We start from the raw sequence: 21,454 nt of genomic DNA on the forward strand, positions 1-21,454 counted from the left end.
GGCTTGCCCCGCTAATGTGCTGTTTCACTTTTTCGACGGGACACGCGGCGTGAACCGCCCCTTCTTGGCCCGTTGCAGGTGCGCCGGCTGCAGTTGCTCCGATTCGTCCAGGGTCATGTTGGCAAAGCCCAGGCGCAAGGCCGCTTGCCCGCAGCGCACCTGGCTGTTGATCGGAAACGCATCGTTCAGGTCTTCAAAAAAAGATTCGCTCATGCCCTGACTCCCTCCAATGGCGACCGTGCCGGCAGGCAATGCACCTGCCTAGTGAAGCAGCGGCCCGTTGAAGTGAGACTAGCCGGTCATTTGCAGACCAGCCGGACAAAAACTCCTTGCCCGACCAGTGGCAACTGGCCTTACTTCAAGCGCACCGCCGTACCGGTGGCGAACACCACGACCATCCCGCCCTGCACCGACGGCATGCTGATCTCGAAGTCCACGCCCACCACTGCATCGGCTTGCAACTGTCGTGCCCGCGCCACAAGCTCCTCGGTGGCCTGCTCACGGGCCAGCTTCAGGGCGCTCTCCAGGGTCTGCGAACGGCCACCGAAGAAGTCGCGAAAGCGTGCGAAGAAATCGCGCACGAAGTTGATCCCCTGCACCGATTCGGCGCTGACCACGCCGAGGTATTCGGCAACGGGGCGGCCTTCGAGCTGGCTGGTGGTGCTGATGATCATGGGTGAAGCTCCTGGAACAAGACAAAAGAGCACGATCCTAACAAATCCTCCGCGGCCAAATTACACAAGCAACTTCTTGAATAATGATTTTCCGGCTCCTAGACTCCCAGCGCAGGATCACGCAAGGAGCCTTCATGACCGCCATCCCCGAACAGCCCCCCGCACGCTGGAGCGAATTGCTCAGCGGTGGCAATGCGCTGCGCTCGATCGCCCTGGCCGGCGGTGTCGCCCTGCACGCCGTCAATGTCTATATCGTCACCACGCTGCTGCCCACGGTGATCGACGAAATCGGCGGGTTGGCCTTCTATGCCTGGAACACCACCTTGTTCGTGGTGGCCTCGATCATCGGCTCCACCCTTTCCACCCGCCTGCTGGCCCGCGGTGGGCCACGGGTCGCCTACCTGCTGGCACTGCTGGTGTTCACCCTCGGTTCGGCAGTGTGCGCAATGGCCACCAGCATGCCGCTGCTGCTGATCGGGCGCAGCGTGCAAGGCCTGGGCGGCGGCATCCTGTTCGCCTTGAGCTATGCGCTGATCCACTTGGTGTTCGAGAGCCGCCTGTGGCCCCGCGCCATGGCCCTGGTCTCGGCGATGTGGGGGGTGGCCACGCTGTGCGGCCCCGCCGTGGGCGGCGTGTTCGCCGAGGGCGGGCACTGGCGCTGGGCATTCTGGTCGCTACTGCCGGTGGCCGCCGCCCTGGCGCTGATCGTCTGCCTGCGCCTGCCGGCGCGCCAGGCGCTGGACGACAATGGCGCACGCCCGGCCTATGGGCTGATCGCCTGCCTGGTGGCCTCGGTGTTGGCGATCTGCGCGGCCAGCCTGGCCGACTCACTGTGGGTCAACCTGGCCGGCATCGTCGCCGGGCTGGCCATCGCCGCGCTGATCGCCCGCCTCGATCCCCGTGCCCGTCACCACCTGCTGCCCACCGGCGCCTACAGTCTCAGGCAACCGATGGGCGCGCTGTTCGCCATGATGTGCCTGCTGGTGGCGGCCATCACCACCGAGATCTATGTGCCCTATTTCCTCCAGCGCATCCATGGCTTCGGCCCCCTGGCCGCGGGCTACCTGACGGCCGTGATGGCCGCCGGCTGGACGGTCGGCGCCCTGGCCAGCGCCGGGCGTGACCGCGATGGCGGCGCCTGGCAGATCCGCTGCGGCCCGCTGCTGGTGGCCCTGGCGCTACTGGCCCTGGCTCTGCTGACACCCGCCGTGGCGTGGGTGGCCAGCACGCCGGGCCTGGCCGTGTTTGCCCTGGCCCTGGCCGGCGTGGGCCTGGGCATCGGCCTGGGCTGGCCGCACTTGCTTACCCGCGTGCTGCAAGCGGCGCGCCCCGGCGAGGAAAACCTCGCTTCGGCCTCGATCACCACCGTGCAGCTGTATGCCACCGCGCTGGCCGCGGCCCTGGCCGGCCTGGTAGCCAACAGCGCCGGGCTGGTCGAGCCCGGTGGCGTCGAGGGCGCGCGCCGGGCGGCATTGTGGCTGTTCGCCGTATTCGCCTGCGCACCGCTGCTGGCCCTGCCATTGGCGCTGCGCCTCACCTCTGAACGCAAGGAGTGACCATGAAGGAATCCAAGGAAGTCTACGAGCGCATCAGCGAGCAGTTCGAAGACTTCACCAGCCACGCCAGCCAGCGCGGGGTCGAGGTCGACACCTTTCGCTACATGGCCGGCGAAGTGATCGGCGAGGAGATCCTCGACCTGGCCTGCGGCCATGGTTTCTTCAGCCGCCGCCTGAAGGACTGGGGCGCGGCGCGGGTGCATGGGGTGGACATCTCGCCGAGCATGATCTATCAGGCGCGCCAGGCCAACGACGGCATCGCCTACGAAGTGCGCGACGTGGCGCAGATGGGCCGCATCGGCCAGTACGACAAGGTCACCGCCGCCTGGTTGTTCAACTACGCCGGCAGCGTCGAGGAGCTGCGGCGCATGTTCGAAAGCGTCGCCCTCAACCTCAAGCCGTCCGGTCGATTGATTGCCTATACCGCCAACCCGGCCTTCGACCTGGCCCGTGGCAATTTCACCGAGTACGGCATCCGCGTACTGGACGAACAACCGGTCGAAGGCGGCTTCCGCTGCCAGGGACAGTTCATGAGCACGCCGCCGGCGGACTTCACCTACTACCGCTGGCACAAGGCGGTCTACGAGCAGGCCGCCCATGACGTGGGCCTGCGCAATGTGCGCTGGATCGCCCCGCTGATCAGCGGCATCCGCAAGAAGGCGCATCCGCCGGGGTATTGGGACCTGTTCGAACAGAACAGCCTGCAAGTCGGGTTGATCTGCAGCCGCTGAGATCGCTGGCGCCGCCAACGCGGCGCATCGCCGGCAAGCCGGCTCCCACACCGATCGCGTCCAACCTCAAGCCATGCGCCATCTTGTAGGAACCGGCTTGCCAGCGATGGGACGCACAAGGCGTCCCCGCTCAGACCTGCACCAGCCACTCATCCACCAGCCCTTGGCGCGCCAGAACCTCGCACCACGCAGGCTGCGCCTCGACCTGGACTTCATTGCAGTCGAGCGCGTACAACGCCTGCAACACCCGCTGAGCATCAACCTCCTCGATCACCTGGCAGCGCGCCCGGGCATAGCGCCCGTCACGCATCGCCTGCGCCGTATGCAGCACCAGCGTCGGAGCAAGGCCATCCAGCACCTTGGCCGAGGCCGGGCAATCGAGCCGCTGATCAACCACCACCCGCAACGGAGTCACCGGCTCGACTCGCTGTGCCGGAACCTGCGCCAGCAGCGACGGGTCGCAGGCCTTGACCCAGTCACAGGTGGTCAACAACGCCGAGGCCCTGCCCCGCCAGTGCTCCAGCGGCGCTTGCTCGTCGCAATGGCTGAGCATCGCGCCCTCACCCATCGCGCCAATGGCCAACGCCGCCGGCCGCAACACCCGCACCCAGGGGCGCTGGCGCTCGATGCGCGAAAAAAACCCGCGATTGAGTGCTCGCGCCGTGGGACAGGGCATGGCCTCGACCGCAATGCCCGCTTCGCGCAGCCGAAGCGCACCGATGCTCTGCGACGCATCGGCACTGGCCGTGACCACCCGGCGCACCCCGGCGGCCACCAGGGCATCGGCGCACGGCGGGGTGCGCCCATGGTGACCACAAGGCTCGAGCGTCACATAGGCGGTGGCCCCGCGCGCCGCCGGGCCTGCCTCCTGCAAGGCGTGCACCTCGGCATGGGCGTGGCCGGCGCGCTGGTGCCAGCCGCGCCCTACCACCTGGCCATCGTTGACGATCACGCAGCCGACCCGCGGGTTGGGCATGGTGCTGTACAGGCCCTGGCTGGCGAGCGCCAGGGCCATGTCCAGGTAATGGCGGTCGAGCGCACTCACGTGCGGACCAGCGCCAGCAGATAGCGGGCCTCGCCATGCTGACGCTCGATCACCTCCAGGCCCTGCCAAGTGAAGCCATGGGCCTCCAGTGTCTGGCGGATGCCAGCGTCGGTGAAGAAATAGCCCTGGCGCTGGTTGTCCATTTCCCGCCACCCCGCCTCGGGGTGGGCATCATCGACCCCGAACACGTTCAGCCCGACCAGCGCGCCGGGGCGCAACAGGCGGCGCACATGGGCCAGGTAAGGGCCCCACTCGTCCGGGTGCTGATGGTGGAAGCAGCCGTTGTCCAGGGCCGCGTCGAACACCGTCCCCGGCGCCGGCTGCCAGTCCTGCATGGCCTTGTTCACCAGGTCGAGGCGATCACCCCAGCGCTTGCGCAGCAGTGGCCAGCTGGAGTTCTCGACGATATCCAGCCCGGTGACGCGGTGCCCGGCGAGGATAAAGGTGGAGGCATCGCGGCCACGACCCACGCCGATATCCAGCACATGCTGGTCACCCTGCGGGTCAAGCCGCTCGAGGAAAGCCTTGGCCGCCTGGATCATGCCGATATCCCACGACCACTCGTCCTCGCCGTGGCTGTAGCGGTGCACGAACGAAGTGTCGAGGGCCTTGCGGTAGTCGCCCTGGGGCATGAAGTCGCTTGCTTGCTTGCTCATCGTGCTGCTCCTTCAGGATGCCAGGCGGGCGTCGATGCCGTAGATGCGCCCGTCATAGGAACTGGCCAGGAACGCATCGCTGGCCGCGTCATGGGTCAGGCAGGAAATACCGCTGGCGGTGGGCCGCTGCACCGGCAGCCAGCGCCGCGAGGCCAGGTCGAACAGCGCCACGGTGCCGTTGTAGGCGGCGGTGGCGATCACCCGGCCATCGCTGGAGGCGGCGATGCACTTGATCGAGTGCTGGTGCGGCGAATCGAACACCTCGTCGCCGGTCTCCAGCCACAGGCGCAACTTGAGGTCGCGGCCGATGCTGGCGAAACCGCCGGTGATCGGGCAGCAGCCGTTGGAAATGCGCGTATGCGCCGCCTCGATGTGCCGCACGCAACTGAAGTCGGCAATGCTGTGCAACGCGGCGTCGGCCGAAGCGCAGACGCTGAACAGGTGACGCTCGTCGGCGGCCACGCCCTTGATCGCGTTGTCGTGCATGGGGATCGACGCCACCAGGCGCAGGCCGCCCTTGCCGTCATGGCCGAACACCAGGCCTTCACCGGTGTAGGTGCCGATCAGCGCCAGGTCCTCGCCCTGCTTGACGAAGGTGGCGCCACAGTTGAGCGGCGAACGGTGCTGGTAGAGCATGCGCCCGGACAGGCCATCGAACACCTGGCCCATCTGACCACCGGTCAGCAGCAGCGGCCCGAACGGCAGGAGGAAGTTGCACAGGCTGCCGACACAGGTCACCGGCTGGTCGTCACGGTGCAGGATACCGGCGTCGCCGATGCTGTACTGGCGCTCTTCGCTGCGCACTACGGCATTGATGCTCACCGCCGGCTCGATGCCCGACACCTGCCACTGGTCCTGCTCGTAGTTCCAGGTGGCGTAGCGCGAGCCGAAGGTGGCGAACACCAGTTGCTCGTCGCCGACGAAGGCGCAGCTGCGTGGCCAGACGATGCTCGGCAGTGCGGTGCTGCGGCGCTTGACCAGGTTGCGCCCGGCGTCGAAGGTCCAGAGTATCGCCGAGCGATCGTAGCTCAGGCTCACCAGCAGGCGTTTGTCGTCGTTCCAGACAATGCGCTTGATCCCTGCGGCATGGGCCGGCACGGTCTGCACCTGGCCGTCGGCGATGATCGAGATACGCCCCTCGTCATCGCCGGCGAACACCACGCCTTCGCGGGTGATGGCGATGGTGTCGGTTTCCACGCCGCCGATGTCCACCTCGTCGCATTGCTGGCCGCTGCGGGTGTCCCACTGGCGCACGGTGCCGTCATCGCTGCTGGAGATCAGGCGCTGGCCATCCGGCGACCAGACCACCGAGATCACGTCGGCCTGGTGGCCATGGAATGCCTGCAGCTGCACGCCATCGAGGTCGAAGATGCGCAGCACGTGGTCACGCGAGCAGGTCGCCACACGCTGGCTGTCAGGCGAGAACACCGCCATCTCGACGTCGTCGTTGTGCCCCTGCAACACGGCCTTCAGGCGCATGCTCGGCACTTCCCAGATACGCGCGGTGTAGTCGCTGCTGGCGCTGACCAGGTGCTTGCCGTCGCTGCTGAAGGCGCACTGGTTGGCCAGGTGGTCATGGTGCACACGGTGGATCGGCTCGCCGGTGGCCGCGTTCCACAGGATCACCTGGTTGTCGTAGCCTGCGGTGGCGACGAAGTGCGCGGCATGGGCGGCGATACCGCTGATAGGGCCAATGTGTTTCATCGAAAGATCCTTTTTCGCTGGGGGTCAGAGCTTGATCGAATGGGCGGACTTGACGGCCTTCGCCTGCAGGTAGTTGCGGTTGTGGTTGGTCAGGAACACCCCGGTGGGTACCTGCTCGATCACATCGATGCCGCCGGCGCGTAACTGGGCGACCTTCTCCGGGTTGTTGGTCAGCAGGCGGCACTGGTCCACGCCCAGGGCGCGCAGGATCTGCACGGCAGGGTCGAAGGAGCGCGAGTCGGCCAGGTGGTTGAGGCGCAGGTTGGCTTCGTAGGTGTCCAGGCCCGAGTCCTGCAGCAGATAGGCCTCGAACTTCGAGTACAGGCCGATACCGCGCCCTTCCTGGCGCAGGTAGATCAGGTAGCCGCCGACCTCCTTGAGGGTGCGCAGGGCCTCCTGCAGCTGCGGGCCGCAATCGCAGCGCTGCGAGCCGAACACATCGCCGGTGATGCATTCGGAATGCACCCGCACCAGCGGCACGTCGCACTGATCGCGCCCGATACCCACGGCGAAATGCTCCTGGTCACGCTCGAAGCCGTGGAAGCCGAAGAAATGAGCATCGACATCGCCGCCGAGGATGGAAATCGGCACGATGGTGTGAAGCGAAACATCCTTGTTCATGGAATCAGACCTCTTGCACGGAAGACGGAAAAACTCAGTTGTGGTTTTCAACCAGGCGCAAACCCATGACGTAGATCGGTCGCGGGTAACGCCCGTGGCGGCGCGCGGTACGCGCCAGGTCGCGGAAACGGGTGAAGCTGCCACCACGGGCCACGCGGTGGGTGCCAACATCGAGCACCAGGTCGTCCTCGATGCGCGGGCCACCGGGGTAAGGCTGGTAGTCCTCGGCAACGTACTCCTCGACGTTGCCGGCCATGTCCAGCACGCCGAACGGCGAGGCCGCATCGATGAACACACCGACCGGCGTGCTGTCCAGGTAGCCCAGCTCGGCAGTGTTGGCGTGCTCGACCTGGTAGGCGTCGCCCCAGGGGAACTGGCGCCCTTCGGCACCGGCGGCGGCATACTCCCACTGCGCCTCCGTGGGCAGGGCAAAGCGCCGGCCGGTACGCTCGCTGAGCCAGCGGGCATAGGCATCGGCATCGCTGGCCGAAACGCTGTACACCGGGTGGTTGGCATGGTGCCGTGGGTAACGGCCGAAGGCCCAGCCGTCGGGGATGCCGGCATGACCGCTGTCGAGCAGGAACTGGCGATACTCCTGGTGCGTCACCGGGAAGCGGGCGATGCGGAACGCCGCCAGCTCGACCGCATGGCGCGGGGTCTCCTTTTCGATCCAGCTGCGGTCCAGGCCCAGCCCGTCGAACTGGTCCATCACCTGCGCCACCGCGCCTGGGTCCAGGCCGATGTGCACCCGCGCCGCGGGAATGTCGATCATGTCCGGGGCGAAGGTGTCGATGCGTGGATCACCGCGCAGCGCCAGCACCTCGCCGGCGCCGATGCGACGCGCCAAAGGCTGGCGCGGCTGTTCCAGAATGGCGAGCAGGACGTCCAGCGGAGCCTGGAGCAGATTGGCGAACGCTTCGCCGACCTTGGCCTGCAGGGGATGCTCCTGATACTGCTCGGAATAGCCCATCAACGCCCGGTCACTGACATCCTTGGGCAGCGGGCTGGGCAGCCGTGGCCAATGCCACTGTTTGTAGCTGTTCATGCGAATACCTGCCTGGGCACACACCTGCGCGCGCAAAGGCACGGCAGGCGTGTGACGACGTGGGGTCAGAGACGGTCGAGGAGCAACCGTGGGTTGCTTTCGATCATCTCCACTTCGGCGCTGTACACCTCGATCACCAGCCCATCGGGGTCTTCGAAGTAGACGGCGCTGCGCACGTTGTCCGGCCCATGGTGATAACCCGGCGCCGGGCCGTTGCCCTTGACCAGCTTGATGGTGCCGGCGGCGGTGACCTGGTCGGCAATGCGCCTTACATCCTCGGGTAGTGCCCGTATGCCGATGTGGTAGCCGGCCGGGTAGCTGAACGACTCGCTCTGTTCGATGAAGAAGTCGAAGCCGTTAAGCTCCATGACTGCCTTGCGCGGGCCGAGGTTGTAGCAGTAGTTGGCGCCGAGTATGTCGCTGTAGAAGGCCTTGGACGCCTCCAGGTCGCGGGTCAGGATGTTCACGTGGTTCATTTCCGGACGCTGCCTGGCCCGCGCCGCCTCGTCCAGCCCCAGGCCGTCGAGGGAACGCCACAGTTTGGTTGCCGCGGCGAACTTGGCGAAGCCCGCCAGCCAGTCCTTGATCGCCACCCCGGGCACCTGCCCGCTGGCGATATCCAGCGGATACGGGTAGAGGAAGCCCTGGCTGGCCTGCTGCCACTGGGCGATCACCCCCGTGGCGGACGGCAGTTGCGCCAGCGTGCCTTGCACCCGCACCAGCACCAGCGCGGTATTACGGCACAGCCCGGCGGCCTCGCTGAGCAGCGTGTTCAGCGCCGCAGGGGGCGTGGCACTGTCGAGCAGCAGGCAGACCGCGTCCACCGGCCCCTGGCCGACCGGCTTCTGGCTGACCTGCAGGCTGAAACCCGCTGCGGCCGCGGCGCTGCCCAGGCTGTCCAGGGCCTGGGCCGCCGCGTCACCGAGCGGCGCGGCGTGCAATGCCAATAGACGCAACATCAGGCAGCCCTCCGGCCGATCAGCAGGGTGTAGCGGCCGATCGGTTCCTGCTCCACCGTGAGCCCCGCCGCTGCCATGCTGTCGATCAGGTAACGGCTGGGGTGCAGTTCGCCGTTGACCGTGTTGAGCATCATGTGCAGGGAGAAGTCGGCCGACAGGGCCGGATGAATCTCATCGTCTTCCAGGGCCATGCTCAGCACCAGCAGCGCGCCGTCGCCCTCGACCATGCCGGCGGCGCCAGCGATCAGGGTGCGCACCTGCTCGCGGGTGAAGTAGTGCAGGCAGTCGTTGAGCATCACCACATCGGCGCGCTCGCCCTGGTACTGGGCCAGGTCCAGCAGGTTGCGGGCATGGAAACCCAGGCGCTCGTCGAGTCGGTACTTGGCGAAGGTGGCCGCGGCCGCCTCGCGGGTGGGCTCCAGGTCCCAGACCTCCCCTTTGACCTGCGGATGGCGGCTGGCGATCTCGGCCAGGTAGGTGCCGTGGCCGCCGGCGAGGTCGATCACCCGACGGGCCTTGTCGAACAGCGGCAGGTCACGCAGCACGTCCACCATGGGCTGGCTGAAACGGACCATGGCGTCGTTGAAGGCATCGCGGGCCGCCAGGTCGTGCTTGAAGCGATTTTCCTGCTGGAAGTCCAGCGAATCGCGGCTGCGCAGGACTTCGTCCAGGCGTGGCCAGTTGTGCCACTGCAGGCGCTGATGGTCGATGATCGGGCCGATGAACTCGGCGCTGTCGCTAACCAGGAAACGCTGGCTCAGCGGCAGGTTCTCGAAGCCTTGTGCGGTGCGCTTGAGCAGGCCCATGGCCACCAGCGCGTTGAGGAAGATACGGCCCTTGTTCGGCACCCAACCCAGCGCATCGCTCAAAGCCTCGGCACCGACTGGCTGGCGGGTGTGGTCGAACACGCGCTGGGCCAGCGCCGAATGCAGGATGGCGGACTGGCGGTACTGGTCGGAGAGCTTCACCAGGTCGACCACGCCCTGCAGGCTGCTCACTTCATCGGCGTGTTCATAGATGGTCACGGGTTTCTGGGCATTCATGCACTCACATCCCTGTCGAGTTGTTGTTGATGGGCCCATGCCCGGCATTTGCCAGCAAGGTGTTGACGCACTTGCACGCACCCCTCCCTGGGACCGGCAAGCACAGGCTCCGCAGATCAGCCTAGACGCGGATCTAATAAATACAACTAATACCTTTTATATTTTTATCGCATATGAATTTTCTCATCGATAATCGTTCCCCCTTGCACAAATCACCGCGAATCCGGGCTATCCTTCGCCCACTTGCCTGCGCAAAGGATGGCCCAGGAGAGTGCCCGATCCGCTCATTCACGCCCGGTTTCCAGCGCTCCATGACCTCGACCACCGTAGATTCGAACTGCACCGCCGACCGCATCCTGTTCCTGCTCAAGACCCGCGGGCCGCTCAAGACCGCCGACCTTGCCCAATTGCTCGCCATCACCTTCGAAGCCACCCGCCAGCAGGTGCAGAAACTGCAGGCGGCCGAGCTGATCAGCGGCATCAGCGTGCCGGCCAAGGGCGCCGGGCGGCCCTCGCAGAAATGGGCGTTGACCGCCACCGCCCAGCGCCGCTTCCCCGACTCCCACAGCGTGCTGACCCTGCAACTGATCGAGAGCGTCGAGCAGGTGTTCGGCAGCGACGGCGTCGACCGCCTGATCAGCCGCATGGAAGACAGCAACAGCCGCGAGTACCAGCAAGCCTGCGCAGGTGCCGAAAGCCTGGAAGACAAGGTGCGCATCCTTGTGCAACTGCGTGAGCGCGCAGGCTACATGGCCGAGATCCAGGCCGACGGCGACAACTGGCTGATCGTCGAGAACCACTGCCCGATCTGTATCGCAGCCACCCGTTGCCAGGGGTTCTGCCGCAGCGAGCTGCAGGTGTTCCAGGCGGCAATCGGCGAGCAAGGGTTGGTGGAGCGCTGCGAGCACCTGATCTCGGGGGACCGGCGTTGCGTCTATCGCATCTCGCCGAAGTAGCCCCCCACGCAGTGCTCGTCACGCTACGCCATCAGATCCGCCGCCTGCCCTTGAGCGCCGGGATGGTGGTCTGGGCGATCTCCACCTGTACCTGCTCGCGCCGGGTATTGGCCGCCAGTTCCGCCAGCGTCGGCTGGCTGAACAGCAACCGTGCATCGGCGTGCAAGCCGGCCTGGCGCATGCGTGCCACCAGGCTGACCGCCAGCAGTGAATGCCCGCCCAGCTCGAAGAAGTTGTCGTCGCGACCGACCTGCTCGATCTTCAGCACTTCGGTCCAGATCTGCGCCAACGCCTGCTCCAGCTCATCGCGCGGTGCCTGGTAGGCCCGGCTGATCACCGCCGCAGCGCCTGGCACCGGCAAGGCGTTGCGATCGACCTTGCCATTGGCGCTCAGCGGCAGCTCGGCCAGCAGCACGTAGGCCGACGGCACCATGTAGGCCGGCAGGCGCGCCAGCAGGTAGCTACGCAACGCCTCAGGTGTTGGCGCGTCGTGGTTATCGCGGCAGCTGGCATAGGCCACCAGGCGATCCTCGCGCACCAGCACCACGGCCTGGCCAAGGGCCGGGTGGCTCGCCAGCAGAGCCTCGATCTCGCCTGGCTCGATACGCAGGCCATTGAGCTTGACCTGGAAATCGTTGCGCCCAAGGAACTCCAGTTCGCCATCGGCGCGGTAACGCACCAGGTCGCCGGTGCGATACAGCCGGTCACCGGCCACGAACGGGCTGGCGATGAAGCGCTCGGCCTGCAGTGCCGGCAAGCCCAGGTAACCACGGGCCACGCCGATACCGCCGATGTGCAGCTCGCCGGCGCACCCCATGGGCACCGGGCGGTCATGGGCGTCGAGCACATACAGGCGGGTGTTGCCGATTGGCCGCCCGATCGGTGGGGCGACGACGGGCAGTGGCTGCTGCGGTTCCAAGGTCCAGGCTGTGCTGTCGACGGTGGCCTCGGTGGGGCCATAGACATTGTGCAGGCGCACCCGGGGCAGTCGCTCGCGCACGCGCTGCGCCAGTGCCAGGGTCAGTTCGCCGCCCCCGCAGAACAGATCGCGCAGGCTGGTGCAGCGCTCTACGCCCGGGGTGTCGAGGAAGGCATGCAACAAGGCCGGCACGAACTTTACGGTGGTCACCTGGCGGGCCTGGATCAGTTGCACCAGGTAGGCCGGGTCACGGTGCCCGTCAGGGCGCGCCAGTACCAGGCGCAGCCCCGCGCACAATGGCCAGAACAGCTCCCATACCGAGCCATCGAAGCTGAACGGCGCCCGTTGCAGCAATGCATCATCGGGCTGCGGCGGGCACAGGTCGCTACCCCAGCGCATCAGGTTGCACAGCCCACGGTGCTCGACCATCACGCCCTTCGGCGTGCCGGTGGTGCCTGAGGTATACATGACATAGGCCAGGTGCCCGCCGCCAAGCTCCGCTAGCGCGGGCGCCTGGTCGCCGTGCGCCTGCCAGGCGCCCTGGTCCAGGTCCACCAACGGTGTTTGCTGGCCATCGAACAGGCCGCGGGTGGCACCCTGCACCAGCAGCGCCAGCGGTGCGCTGTCGGCGAGCAGGTAGTGCAGGCGCTCGTCGGGGTGGTCGGGGTCCAGCGGCACATAGGCGCCACCGGCCTTGAGCACGCCCAGCAGGCCGACGATCAGCGCCACGCCGCGCTCGAGGCATACGGCGACCCGGGTGTCGGGCCGCACGCCAAGACCGATCAAGTGGTGCGCCAGGCGATTGGCCTGGGCGTCGAGCTCGCGGTAGGTCAGTTGCATCTGCTCGGTCTGCAGCGCCACGGCATCCGGCGCGCGCCTCACCTGGGCGGCGAACAGGGCAGGCAGATGCGGGTACCCAGGGTCCAGCGCCAGCTCGGTGGCGTTGACGGTCTCCAGCAGGTAGCGGCGCTCGTCCTCCGGCAACGTCGACAGCGATTCCAGCGCCACCGGGGCTTGGCCGGCCAGTGCCTCGGCCAAGGCCCGCAGCGCGCACGACACATGCCCGAGCACGCGCTCGGCGCCCAGCTCACGGGGCGCACGCACACTCAGACGCAAGGTGTCGCCCTCCTCGTCCACGGTCAGCACCAGGGCATGGCTGTACACCTCGCTGGCCTCGAGCAGCGACACGCCCGGCAACGACACAGTCTGCGCCGCGCCATGCCGATAGTTGAGCAAGCTGTCGAACAGTGCCACGCCGGCTGGCAGGCCGCTGCAACGCTGGGCCAGGACCAATGGCGCGTCCTCGTGCCCGAGCAGCGCCGCCAGTTGGCTATGGGTACCGGCCAGGGCCTGGGCCACGCTGCGCCCGGCCAGCGACACGCGCAACGGCAGGCTGTTGATGAACATGCCCAGCGCACGGTCGGCGCCCTCGCCGGCCATCACCCGGCCCAGCAGCACGGTGCCGAAGACCACCTCGTCACGGCCGCCCAGCGCCCCCAGTACCTGCGCCCAGGCCAGGTGCATCAGGCTGCCAAGGCCGACATCGTGCTGGCGCGCGCGCTGGCGCAGGGTGGCGGCCAGGGCCTCGGGCACGGTGATGGCGCAGGTCTCGACCTGCGCCCCCCCTTGCGGCCCTTCAGCCATGCCGGCCAGCCGGGGCGGCGCCAGCACCCCGGCCAGGGCCTCGCGCAGGTACCGTTCATGGCTAGCCTGTCGGCGCTCATCGCGGCTCAGCGCAACATAGTTGCGGTAAGCCACCGGAACAGGCAGGTCATGGCCTTCGCCTGCCATCAGCGTCGCCAGCTCGGCGAGCAGCACCTGAACCGAGACCGCGTCGTTGACCAGATGGTGGAAATGCAGCAGGCCCAGCCATCGCGCCTGCACGCTGTCCTCGACACAGGCCAGGGCCATCATCGGTGCCTGGCGCAGGTCAAGCCGCAGCCCCTGTTCGCGTAGCCGCGCGGCCGCATCGCCCGGGCCGGGCCCGAGCACGCTCAATGGCAGCCAAGCCTGGCGCCACACCACCTGCTGGGGCTGTGCCAGGCCTTCCCAGGCCAGGCTGGTGCGCAGGATGTCGTGGCGCTCGATGACCCGGGCCAGGGCCTGGTTGAACGCCTCCAGCGCCGCCCTGCTGTCGAAGGCGAAGAGCGCCTGCTGCAGGTAGGGATCGCGCTCGTCGGTGAGGTGATGGTACAGCAGCCCTTCCTGCAACGGCGCCAGGGGGTAGATCTCCTGCACATTGGCCGCGCCGCCCGGAACCGTGCCGACGATCTGGTCGATGCTGGCCTGGTCGAGGTGGGTCAAGGCCAGCATCTCGGGGGTGATGCGCAGGCAACCCGGCGCCACGCGGTTGGCCGGTACCGCTTGCGCGGGGGCGCTGCCGAGCGACGCGGCGAGGCTGGCCAGGGTCGGCTGGCCGAACAGCACCTGGGCATCGGCGTGCAGCCCTGCCTGGCGCATGCGCTCGATCAGGCGTACCGCCAGCAGCGAATGGCCACCCAGTTCGAAGAATTGATCATGCCGCCCGATCTGCTCTACCTCCAGCAGCTCGGCCCATAGCGCGGCCAGGCGCTGCTCGAGCTCGCCCTGCGGCGGCTCGTGGGTACGCCGCACCGAGGCCTCGCTGTCCGGTGCCGGCAAGGCGCGACGGTCGAGCTTGCCATTGGCGGTCAGCGGCCAGGCCGCCATCGCCACATAGGCCGAAGGCAGCAATGCCGCGGGCAAGCGGTTGCGCAGGTGCTCATGCAGGTCCAGCGGGGTCAGTACCTGCCCGGCGACATACCAGGCCACCAACTGCCCGTCACGCAGCAGTACCACGGCCTCACCCACGGCCGCGTGGCTCGCCAGCGCACTCTCGATCTCGCCCAGCTCCACCCGCACACCGCGGATCTTCACCTGGTCGTCACTGCGGCCCAGATACTCCAGGGTGCCCTCGGGCAACCAGCGCACCAGATCCCCTGTGCGGTACATCCGCGCGCCAAGCTGCTGGGCGAAAGGGTCGTCAAGGAAGCGTTCGGCGGTGAGCTCGGGGCGGTTCAGGTAACCACGGGCGACCCCCGCGCCACCAATGTACAACTCGCCCACGGCGCCCACCGGCAGTTGTCGCCTCTGGGCATCCAGCACGTACAGGCGCGCATTGGCCACCGGCGCGCCGATATGCAGCACCTGTCCGGGGTGCACTTCGCCAGCGCTGGCGACCACCGTGGCCTCGGTCGGGCCGTAGTTGTTGATGATCCGGCAACCCCGCTCCCGGGCCAGGCGCCGCAGGCGGTCGCCGCCGACCAGCAAGGTCTGCAAGGTCGGGTGTGGCTCGCCCTGGGCGAAGGCGTGCTCAGCCACTGGCGTGGGCAGGAAGCTGACCTGCAACGGCTGGGCGCGCCACCAGCGCAACAGCACATCGATATCCTCGCCCCCCTCGCCCACCGGCGCCAGGTGCAGCGTCGCGCCGGCGCACAGGGCTGGCCAGACTTCCCAAGCCATGGCATCGAATCCGAAGCCGGCCAGGCTGGAGGTATGGCTGCCCGCGTGCAGGTCAAAGGCAGCGCAGTGCCAGTCGACCAGATTGGCCAGCATGCGGTGCTCGACCATCACGCCCTTGGGTTGGCCGGTGGAGCCGGAGGTATAGATCACGTAGACCAGGTTGGCGCCGGACAGCTGGGCTACCTGGGGGTTGGCCAGCCCTGCCCTGGCCGATGGCAAGCGGTCCAGCTCGATCACCGGCACGCTCGTGGCCGGCAGGCGGTCACGCAGGCCCGAGAGGGTCAGCACCACCTTCGGCGCGCAGTCATCGATCAGGTACTGCAGGCGCTCGCTCGGGTGCGCCGGGTCCACCGGCATATAGGCCGCGCCAGCCTTGAGCACCGCGAGCAAGCCGACCAGGGTGTCCAGGCCGCGCCGGGCGAGCACCGCCACCCGCTGCTCTGGCAGCACGCCCATGGCCAGCAGTTGCGCGGCCAGCTGGTTGGCGCGGTCGTTCAGCTCGCCGTAGCTCAGGCTGCGCCCCTGATGCACCGCAGCCGTCGCCTGGGCGCGTGTTGCAGCCTGGACCTCGATACGGCGGTGAATCAAGGCCGGGCCCTCGGGGTCTTGAGCGGTGGCGTTCCACTGGCGCAGGCGCTGGTGTTCCTCGGCAAGCAACAGGTCGTAGCTGTCGATGCCCGCCTGGGGTTGCTCGAGCCCTTGGGCCAGCACGTGAAGCAAGCGAGTGCTGAACACCTCGACCTCTTCGGACGCCAGCCAGGCCTGGTTGTACACCAGGTGCAGCCAGGCCTTGCCATTGTGCGGATTGCTGCGCAGGTAAATCGACAACGGAGTGGGCTCGTGGTCGTTGCACACTTTGACGCTGTGTGCGCCGAGGCTGCCGTAACGCAAGTCGTGACCCTCTTCCTCGTAGGACACGGTGATCTCGAACAACTGCCCACGGGCCTCGCGGGACAGGCCCAGCGCACGGTTGAGCTCGCTCAGCGGCAAGCGCTGGTGGCGCAGGTCGCGCTTCAGGGTGTCGCCAATGCGCCGCACCAGATCGGCAAAACTCAAGGTCCTGCCGAAGTCCATGCGCAACGCATTGACCTGGGCGAACATCCCTTGCGTCGCCTTGGCCCGGGCATTGCCGCGGTTGCGCACCGGCAAGCCGATTACCCAGTCGTCACGCTGCCAGGCCCGGGCGCAGCAGACATGCAGCGCCGCCAGCAACACATGCAGGGCCGACCCCTGCAACTCGGCGGCCAGCTGGTGCATGCGCGTCAGCAATCTGGTGTCGAAGCTGCACTCCAGCGCATTGCTCGGCGTGGCGGTGGCGGGCAGCCCCTGGTCACGTGGCCTGAGCAACGCATCGGGCAGCGTCCGGTACTTGTCCAGCCAGTAGGCGAGGTCACGCTGCTGGCGTGCCGAGCCCTGATACGCCAGGTCGTCCTCGATGAAGGCCTGGTAGGATGGCGCCGAGTCCGGCAACGCCAGGCCCTGTTCAAGCCAACCATAGTACTGGCCCAACTGGTAGACGAACTGCTCCAGGCCCCAACCATCGAAGATCAGGTGGTGACCTTGCAGGACCAACAGGCTGCGGCACTCGCTCAGGTGGAGCAGCGCCATGCGCACCAGTGGCCCGCGCTCGAGGGCGAAGCGCTGTTGCAGCAACGTCTTGATCAGCCCCTGCGCCGCCTCGAACGGTGCGCTGTGGTCGCGCAGGTCATGCTCGTCCAGCGCGACCCGCACGTCGCGGGCGAAGCGCTGGCGCGCCAGGCCATCGCCACCGGCATGGCGCACCAGCACCGTGCGCAACCCGTCGTGCACGCGGACCAGATGGTCAAGCGCCTGGCTCAACAGCCCGCAGTCCACACGGCCATCGAGCTCGACATAACCGCCGACATTGTAGAGCGGCGAATCGCCATGGCTGATCTGGTCGAGCCAGATGTCGCGCTGGGCGCAGGTCAGGGGAAAGGTGTCGGCGGCGGACATGGCGTGGATCTTCCTTGAAACGGGGTCGTTCGCGGATTCAAGCACCCACCCCGGCCCCTGTATGGCCCCCCAAACCCGGACAATGGCAGGGCCTTTTTGCTCAGCCTGAACCTGCGGAATCTTTTGTAGGACATTGACGCTAGCGGGCAGCCGGCAGCGGCCTACCCCTGTGAGCGAGCGTGGCAAACGCCGCCGATCTCGCCGCTTACTGGCGCAAATTGTCCGACAATCCTGCGATCCGCAAGGTACATCAGGGGAAAAACACCGACTTTTCTTGTCGGATTAATTGGCATTTCCTGTCCCCGCTTTCCGCTACAGACGCAGGCTTGGAGCCTGCTATTCAATAGCGCCAAGCCCCAGCACAGAGAGGACTCGACCGCGAGACCCCGCCGCGTTACCGGATCAAGGAAGACAAGCACATGAAGCTGATCGACAGCCTCGAACACTGCCACGACCCGCACCTGTACCTGCAACTGGGGGCACTGGTTGCCAGCACCGGCGATGGCACCTTCGCCGAACAGATGTTCCAGTTGATCGGCGACCAGGTGCCGCTCCATCGCCTCGACCTCAGCGAATGGACCCTCGACAGCGACCAGGCCAGCATCCGCCAGGTCAAGGTACTGGGCAGTGCCGGCCGCCCCGAGGAGGTACCGGCTCAAGAACCTCTGCGCCACCCCTTGCTGCAGAGCATCATGCGCATGGAAGACCCGCTGCTGATCCAGATAAATGCCCCCGTGCACCAATGCAACCTGGTATCGCGCAGCGGCAACCGGCGCTGGGTCATCTGCTGCCAACGGCTGCGCAGCGAGGGAATGTTCTCCCTGGCCGAGCTGTCGCTGCTCAAGCGCCTGTCCGACACACTGCTGCCGTTGGTCGAGCATCACGCCCAGCTGTTCCTGCAGGCGGCCAGTCGCCGCCCGGGCGGCCTGCTGCCCGAGGAGGCCGGGTCGCTGCGCCAGGTCTTCACCGAGCGCCTGGAACAAGAGGCGATCCGCCTGTCCAGCCGCGAGCAGGAAGTGTGCATCGGCCTGCTCACCGGTGGCACCGTGCCGCAGATGGCCCAGCGCCTGAACGTGAAGAGCAGCTCGATCGAGACCTACCTCAAACGCGCCACCGCCAAGCTCGGCGTCAGCGGACGCCACGGCCTGGCCCGCTGGATGGCCGGCACCTGAACCCAGAGACCCTGCCATGCGGCGAATCACACCCTCCTTGCTTGCCCTCGTGCTGACCGGCTGCAGCCTGGCCCCCGACTACCAGCGCCCCCCCTCGCCCAGCGCCGAGCAATACCCCAGCGGCCCCGCCTATCAGGGCGGGCCGTCCACCACGGCACTGCCCCGCGACTGGCAGGGGGTCTTCCGCGACCCGGTGCTGCGCCAACTGCTGGACACCGCGCTGGCCAACAACCGCGACCTGCGCATGGCCCTGCTCAATACCGAAGCGTACCGCGCCCAGTACCGCATCCAGCGCGCCGAACTGCTGCCGAAAATCGCCGCCAATGCCCAAGGCACGCGCCAGTATCTGCCCCGGCGGCGTACCGGTGGCGAGGGCGTGATCAGCACCCAGCAATCGGCCACTGTCGGCATCAGCGCCTACGAGCTGGACCTGTTCGGCCGCCTGCGCAGCCTCAGCGACCAGGCGCTGCTGACCTACCTGGCCACCGACGAAGCCCGGCGCGGCGCCGAGCTCAGCCTGTTCAGCAGCGTCGCTGGCGCCTACCTGACCTGGCGCGCCGACCAGGAGTTGCTGGCCCTGTCGCGCCAGACCTTGCAGGCCGATGAGAAAAGCCTGCGCCTGACCCAGCGCCAGCGCCGCACCGGCACGCTGTCGGCGCTCGACCAGATCCAGGCCACCACCCGGGTCGACAGCACCCGCGCCGCCGTCGCGCGCTATACCCGCCTGGCCGCCCAGGACCTCAACCAGTTACAGCGCCTGGTCGGCGCGCAGGTCGATGAGCACCTGCCGCCCCTGCCCCTGGCCAACGAGCAGATCGCCCGGGTGCCGGCCGGCCTGCCCGCCGACCTGCTGCAGCGCCGGCCCGATATCCGCCAGGCCGAATACCAGTTGCAGGCCGCCAACGCCAACATCGGCGCGGCACGGGCGGCGTTCTTCCCAAGCATCAGCCTGACCGCCAACGCCGGCAGCAGCAGCCGCGAGCTGGCCGACCTGTTCGATGCCGGCACCGGCAGCTGGCTGTTCCAGCCGCAAGTGAACCTGCCGCTGTTCAATGCCGGCAGCCTGCGCGCCAGTCTCGATTACGCCAAGCTGCAAAAGGACATGCAGGTGGCGCGCTACGAAAAATCGATCCAGACCGCCTTCCAGGAAGTGGCCGACGGCCTGGCGGCGCGCACCACCTACCAGCAGCAGCTGCAGGCCCAACGCGACCTGGTCGAGGCCAGCCAGCGCTACCACGACCTGGCCGAGAATCGCTACCGCAACGGCATCGACAGCAGCCTGACGTTCCTCGATGCGCAGCGCTCGCTGTTCAGCGCCCAGCAAGGCCTGATCAGTGATCGCCTGGCGCAGTTGCTGGCCGAGGTGAACCTGTTCACCGCGCTGGGCGGCGGCTGGGACGAAGCAGCGGGGCTGGCCTACCAGCGCTCGGCGGTCCTGCCGAAGTAGACCGATGGCGACACCCCGAGGGTACGGCGGAACATCGCGCTGAACGCGCTGGGGCTGTCGTAGCCCAGGTCCAGCGCCACCTCCAGCACCGACTGTCCGGCCGCCAGGGCATCCAGGCTGGCCAACAGGCGCATGCGCCGCAGCCATTGCACCAGGCTCAACCCGGTCTCGCGCTGGAAGGCGCGAGTCAGGGTGCGCGCATTCAAGCCGCTGTAGGCCGCGGCGCGGGCCAGGCTCCAGTCCTCGGACGGGGCCTGGCGCAGCGCTTCGCACAGTCCTTGCAGGTGCGCCGAATGCGGGCTCGGCACATGCAGGGCGAACACCGGCAGCACGCGGATCTCGTCGAGGATAAGTTGCATGATCCGCGCCTCGCGGCCTTGCGCCGGATGATCGGGGGCGATGTCCATGGCACGGATGATCAGCTCGCGCAGCAATGGCGAGATCTCGATCACCTGACATTGGCGCGGCAGGTCCGGGCGCGCGCCCGGGTCGACGAACAGGGTGCGCATGCGCACCACGCCGGCCATGCGCAGCTCGTGTTCGACGGCCGCCGGTACCCACACACCGCGCCCGGGGGGGACCACCCAGTTGCCCTCGCGGGCACTGACCGTGACCACGCCGCTGATGGCATGGATCAGCTGGGCGCGGTCATGGCAGTGCGGGGCGATGTGCTCGCCATGGCGGTAGTTCTCGGCGAGCGGCAGGATGATCGGGCGCGGCATTGATGCGAGCCTGGCAAAGGTGAATGGGGATTATTGGCGATACGCGATGCAAAGGGGAATCCAGGGCTTGTGCGAAAAGCCCCGATATCAGCAGCCCTTCGCCACTTCTTGCGCCGAGACCGGCACATCGAAAACCTTGTCGAAGCCCCACTGGAACACGAACGCATAGACGAAGAAGAACACGAACAACGCCAGGTTGGTGACCAGCGCCGCCCACAGGCCGATATCCAGCCAGTACGCCACCAGCGGCAGCAGGATCAGCACCAGCCCGCCCTCGAAACCCAAGGCATGCAGCAGACGCCGCAGCAAGGTGCGGCTGCGCTGGTGCTGGCGCGCCTCCCAGCGCTCGAAGGCCCAGTTGTAGGCCATGTTCCAGCTCATGGCGATGCCCGACATGAGGACCGACAATACCGTCGACTGCGCCATGCCCGCGCCGAACGCCAGCTCCAGCGCCGGTGCCACGCAAGCCACGGCGATGGCCTCGTAAAGGATGGCCTGGACGACCTTGCGCGCCTTGCCTTGCATGTTCAACTCCTTGAATAAAAGACCCGCAAAGCTACAAGAAGTAAGCCTCAAGAAAAAGTCAGAAATACTTTATTGACTGACCGTTCAATCAAGAAAAATTAGCATAAACGTTTCCGCAACACCCATCCCTGGCGTCCGGCACCACCTTCCGCCGGCACGACCCATGTCTAGAAGCCTCTCGGCCAAGGCCTGCCCGGCACGTCTTGGGGCATGCCGCGCATTGGA

General features: G+C 67.2%; 17 protein-coding genes. 5 read left to right on the forward strand and 12 right to left on the reverse strand.

The genetic code is table 11. From position 1 onward, the window contains the following. Positions 1-24 precede the first annotated feature (24 nt). Together KHO27_RS11705 and KHO27_RS11710 are read right to left on the reverse strand one after the other, a co-directional pair. Positions 25-213: a hypothetical protein gene (locus tag KHO27_RS11705; RefSeq protein ID WP_023632482.1), complete on the reverse strand. Its 189-nt coding sequence runs from the start codon at positions 211-213 to the stop codon at positions 25-27. Between the two features lie 140 nt (positions 214-353). Continuing rightward, a complete protein-coding gene (locus KHO27_RS11710; protein ID WP_023632483.1) occupies positions 354-674 on the reverse strand; it encodes a YbjQ family protein in 321 nt (106 codons plus the stop codon). Between the two features lie 134 nt (positions 675-808). Here KHO27_RS11710 and KHO27_RS11715 point away from each other — a divergent pair, with 134 nt between their 5' ends. Together KHO27_RS11715 and KHO27_RS11720 are read left to right on the forward strand one after the other, a co-directional pair. Next, a complete protein-coding gene (locus tag KHO27_RS11715; protein ID WP_110701561.1) occupies positions 809-2,230 on the forward strand; it encodes an MFS transporter in 1,422 nt (473 codons plus the stop codon). Between the two features lie 2 nt (positions 2,231-2,232). Then, positions 2,233-2,961 carry a class I SAM-dependent methyltransferase gene (locus tag KHO27_RS11720; protein ID WP_102685054.1) on the forward strand — a complete coding sequence of 243 codons (729 nt, stop codon included), beginning with the start codon at positions 2,233-2,235 and terminating at the stop codon, positions 2,959-2,961. A gap of 130 nt (positions 2,962-3,091) precedes the next feature. Here KHO27_RS11720 and ribD read toward each other — a convergent pair whose 3' ends face one another. From ribD to KHO27_RS11755, 7 genes are all read right to left on the reverse strand, one after another. Further along, the gene (gene ribD / locus KHO27_RS11725; protein WP_094011434.1) at positions 3,092-4,006 is read right to left on the reverse strand and encodes a bifunctional diaminohydroxyphosphoribosylaminopyrimidine deaminase/5-amino-6-(5-phosphoribosylamino)uracil reductase RibD; all 915 of its coding nucleotides are present in this window, start codon (positions 4,004-4,006) and stop codon (positions 3,092-3,094) included. Then, positions 4,003-4,662: an SAM-dependent methyltransferase gene (locus KHO27_RS11730; protein WP_110701559.1), complete on the reverse strand. Its 660-nt coding sequence runs from the start codon at positions 4,660-4,662 to the stop codon at positions 4,003-4,005. The genes ribD and KHO27_RS11730 overlap by 4 nt, the downstream gene beginning before the upstream one ends. 12 nt (positions 4,663-4,674) lie before the next feature. Next, positions 4,675-6,366, reverse strand: coding sequence for a WD40 repeat domain-containing protein (locus tag KHO27_RS11735; RefSeq protein ID WP_110701558.1), 1,692 nt, complete (start codon positions 6,364-6,366; stop codon positions 4,675-4,677). 24 nt (positions 6,367-6,390) lie between these two features. Beyond that, a complete protein-coding gene (gene ribA, locus KHO27_RS11740; protein ID WP_102685058.1) occupies positions 6,391-6,987 on the reverse strand; it encodes a GTP cyclohydrolase II RibA in 597 nt (198 codons plus the stop codon). A gap of 34 nt (positions 6,988-7,021) precedes the next feature. Beyond that, positions 7,022-8,032 carry a formylglycine-generating enzyme family protein gene (locus KHO27_RS11745; RefSeq protein ID WP_110701547.1) on the reverse strand — a complete coding sequence of 337 codons (1,011 nt, stop codon included), beginning with the start codon at positions 8,030-8,032 and terminating at the stop codon, positions 7,022-7,024. A 65-nt stretch (positions 8,033-8,097) separates the two neighbouring features. Next, entirely contained in the window at positions 8,098-8,991 is an 894-nt protein-coding gene (locus tag KHO27_RS11750; protein ID WP_111532231.1) for a VOC family protein, read from the reverse strand. Further along, positions 8,991-10,034, reverse strand: coding sequence for a methyltransferase (locus KHO27_RS11755; protein WP_110701543.1), 1,044 nt, complete (start codon positions 10,032-10,034; stop codon positions 8,991-8,993). The genes KHO27_RS11750 and KHO27_RS11755 overlap by 1 nt, the downstream gene beginning before the upstream one ends. A gap of 311 nt (positions 10,035-10,345) precedes the next feature. On the opposite strand from KHO27_RS11755, the gene KHO27_RS11760 reads away from it, so the two are divergent. Beyond that, positions 10,346-10,990 carry a helix-turn-helix transcriptional regulator gene (locus tag KHO27_RS11760; RefSeq protein WP_110701541.1) on the forward strand — a complete coding sequence of 215 codons (645 nt, stop codon included), beginning with the start codon at positions 10,346-10,348 and terminating at the stop codon, positions 10,988-10,990. Between the two features lie 31 nt (positions 10,991-11,021). On the opposite strand, the gene KHO27_RS11765 is transcribed toward KHO27_RS11760, so the two are convergent. Then, positions 11,022-17,363, reverse strand: a complete 6,342-nt coding sequence (locus tag KHO27_RS11765) for a non-ribosomal peptide synthetase (RefSeq protein ID WP_214501852.1) — start codon at positions 17,361-17,363, stop codon at positions 11,022-11,024. A gap of 419 nt (positions 17,364-17,782) precedes the next feature. Between KHO27_RS11765 and KHO27_RS11770 the strand changes: the two genes are divergently transcribed. Beyond that, complete coding sequence (locus KHO27_RS11770; RefSeq protein ID WP_110701537.1) at positions 17,783-18,535, forward strand: helix-turn-helix transcriptional regulator; 753 nt, start codon at positions 17,783-17,785, stop codon at positions 18,533-18,535. 16 nt (positions 18,536-18,551) lie between these two features. Next, entirely contained in the window at positions 18,552-19,982 is a 1,431-nt protein-coding gene (locus KHO27_RS11775) for an efflux transporter outer membrane subunit (RefSeq protein WP_214501853.1), read from the forward strand. Here the strand turns inward: KHO27_RS11775 and KHO27_RS11780 are convergent. Together KHO27_RS11780 and KHO27_RS11785 are read right to left on the reverse strand one after the other, a co-directional pair. Then, a complete protein-coding gene (locus tag KHO27_RS11780) occupies positions 19,952-20,704 on the reverse strand; it encodes an AraC family transcriptional regulator (RefSeq protein ID WP_110701533.1) in 753 nt (250 codons plus the stop codon). The two genes, KHO27_RS11775 and KHO27_RS11780, sit on opposite strands and share 31 nt — an antisense overlap. Before the next feature lie 87 nt (positions 20,705-20,791). Next, positions 20,792-21,229 (reverse strand): PACE efflux transporter, encoded by a 438-nt coding sequence (locus KHO27_RS11785; RefSeq protein WP_110701531.1) that lies wholly within the window; start codon positions 21,227-21,229, stop codon positions 20,792-20,794. Positions 21,230-21,454: the final 225 nt, after the last annotated feature.

This window comes from Pseudomonas sp. RC3H12, from assembly GCF_018596375.1.
In the GTDB taxonomy this organism is placed as follows: domain Bacteria; phylum Pseudomonadota; class Gammaproteobacteria; order Pseudomonadales; family Pseudomonadaceae; genus Aquipseudomonas.

Bases quoted from the DNA above. Each gene is read 5' to 3' on its own strand.
- KHO27_RS11705 (WP_023632482.1), bottom strand. From the start codon at position 213: ATGAGCGAATCTTTTTTTGAAGACCTGAACGATGCGTTTCCGATCAAC.
- KHO27_RS11710 (WP_023632483.1), bottom strand. From the start codon at position 674: ATGATCATCAGCACCACCAGCCAGCTCGAAGGCCGCCCCGTTGCCGAA.
- KHO27_RS11715 (WP_110701561.1), top strand. From the start codon at position 809: ATGACCGCCATCCCCGAACAGCCCCCCGCACGCTGGAGCGAATTGCTC.
- KHO27_RS11720 (WP_102685054.1), top strand. From the start codon at position 2,233: ATGAAGGAATCCAAGGAAGTCTACGAGCGCATCAGCGAGCAGTTCGAA.
- KHO27_RS11730 (WP_110701559.1), bottom strand. From the start codon at position 4,662: ATGAGCAAGCAAGCAAGCGACTTCATGCCCCAGGGCGACTACCGCAAG.
- KHO27_RS11735 (WP_110701558.1), bottom strand. From the start codon at position 6,366: ATGAAACACATTGGCCCTATCAGCGGTATCGCCGCCCATGCCGCGCAC.
- ribA (WP_102685058.1), bottom strand. From the start codon at position 6,987: ATGAACAAGGATGTTTCGCTTCACACCATCGTGCCGATTTCCATCCTC.
- KHO27_RS11745 (WP_110701547.1), bottom strand. From the start codon at position 8,032: ATGAACAGCTACAAACAGTGGCATTGGCCACGGCTGCCCAGCCCGCTG.
- KHO27_RS11750 (WP_111532231.1), bottom strand. From the start codon at position 8,991: ATGTTGCGTCTATTGGCATTGCACGCCGCGCCGCTCGGTGACGCGGCG.
- KHO27_RS11755 (WP_110701543.1), bottom strand. From the start codon at position 10,034: ATGAATGCCCAGAAACCCGTGACCATCTATGAACACGCCGATGAAGTG.
- KHO27_RS11760 (WP_110701541.1), top strand. From the start codon at position 10,346: ATGACCTCGACCACCGTAGATTCGAACTGCACCGCCGACCGCATCCTG.
- KHO27_RS11765 (WP_214501852.1), bottom strand. From the start codon at position 17,363: ATGTCCGCCGCCGACACCTTTCCCCTGACCTGCGCCCAGCGCGACATC.
- KHO27_RS11770 (WP_110701537.1), top strand. From the start codon at position 17,783: ATGAAGCTGATCGACAGCCTCGAACACTGCCACGACCCGCACCTGTAC.
- KHO27_RS11775 (WP_214501853.1), top strand. From the start codon at position 18,552: ATGCGGCGAATCACACCCTCCTTGCTTGCCCTCGTGCTGACCGGCTGC.
- KHO27_RS11780 (WP_110701533.1), bottom strand. From the start codon at position 20,704: ATGCCGCGCCCGATCATCCTGCCGCTCGCCGAGAACTACCGCCATGGC.
- KHO27_RS11785 (WP_110701531.1), bottom strand. From the start codon at position 21,229: ATGCAAGGCAAGGCGCGCAAGGTCGTCCAGGCCATCCTTTACGAGGCC.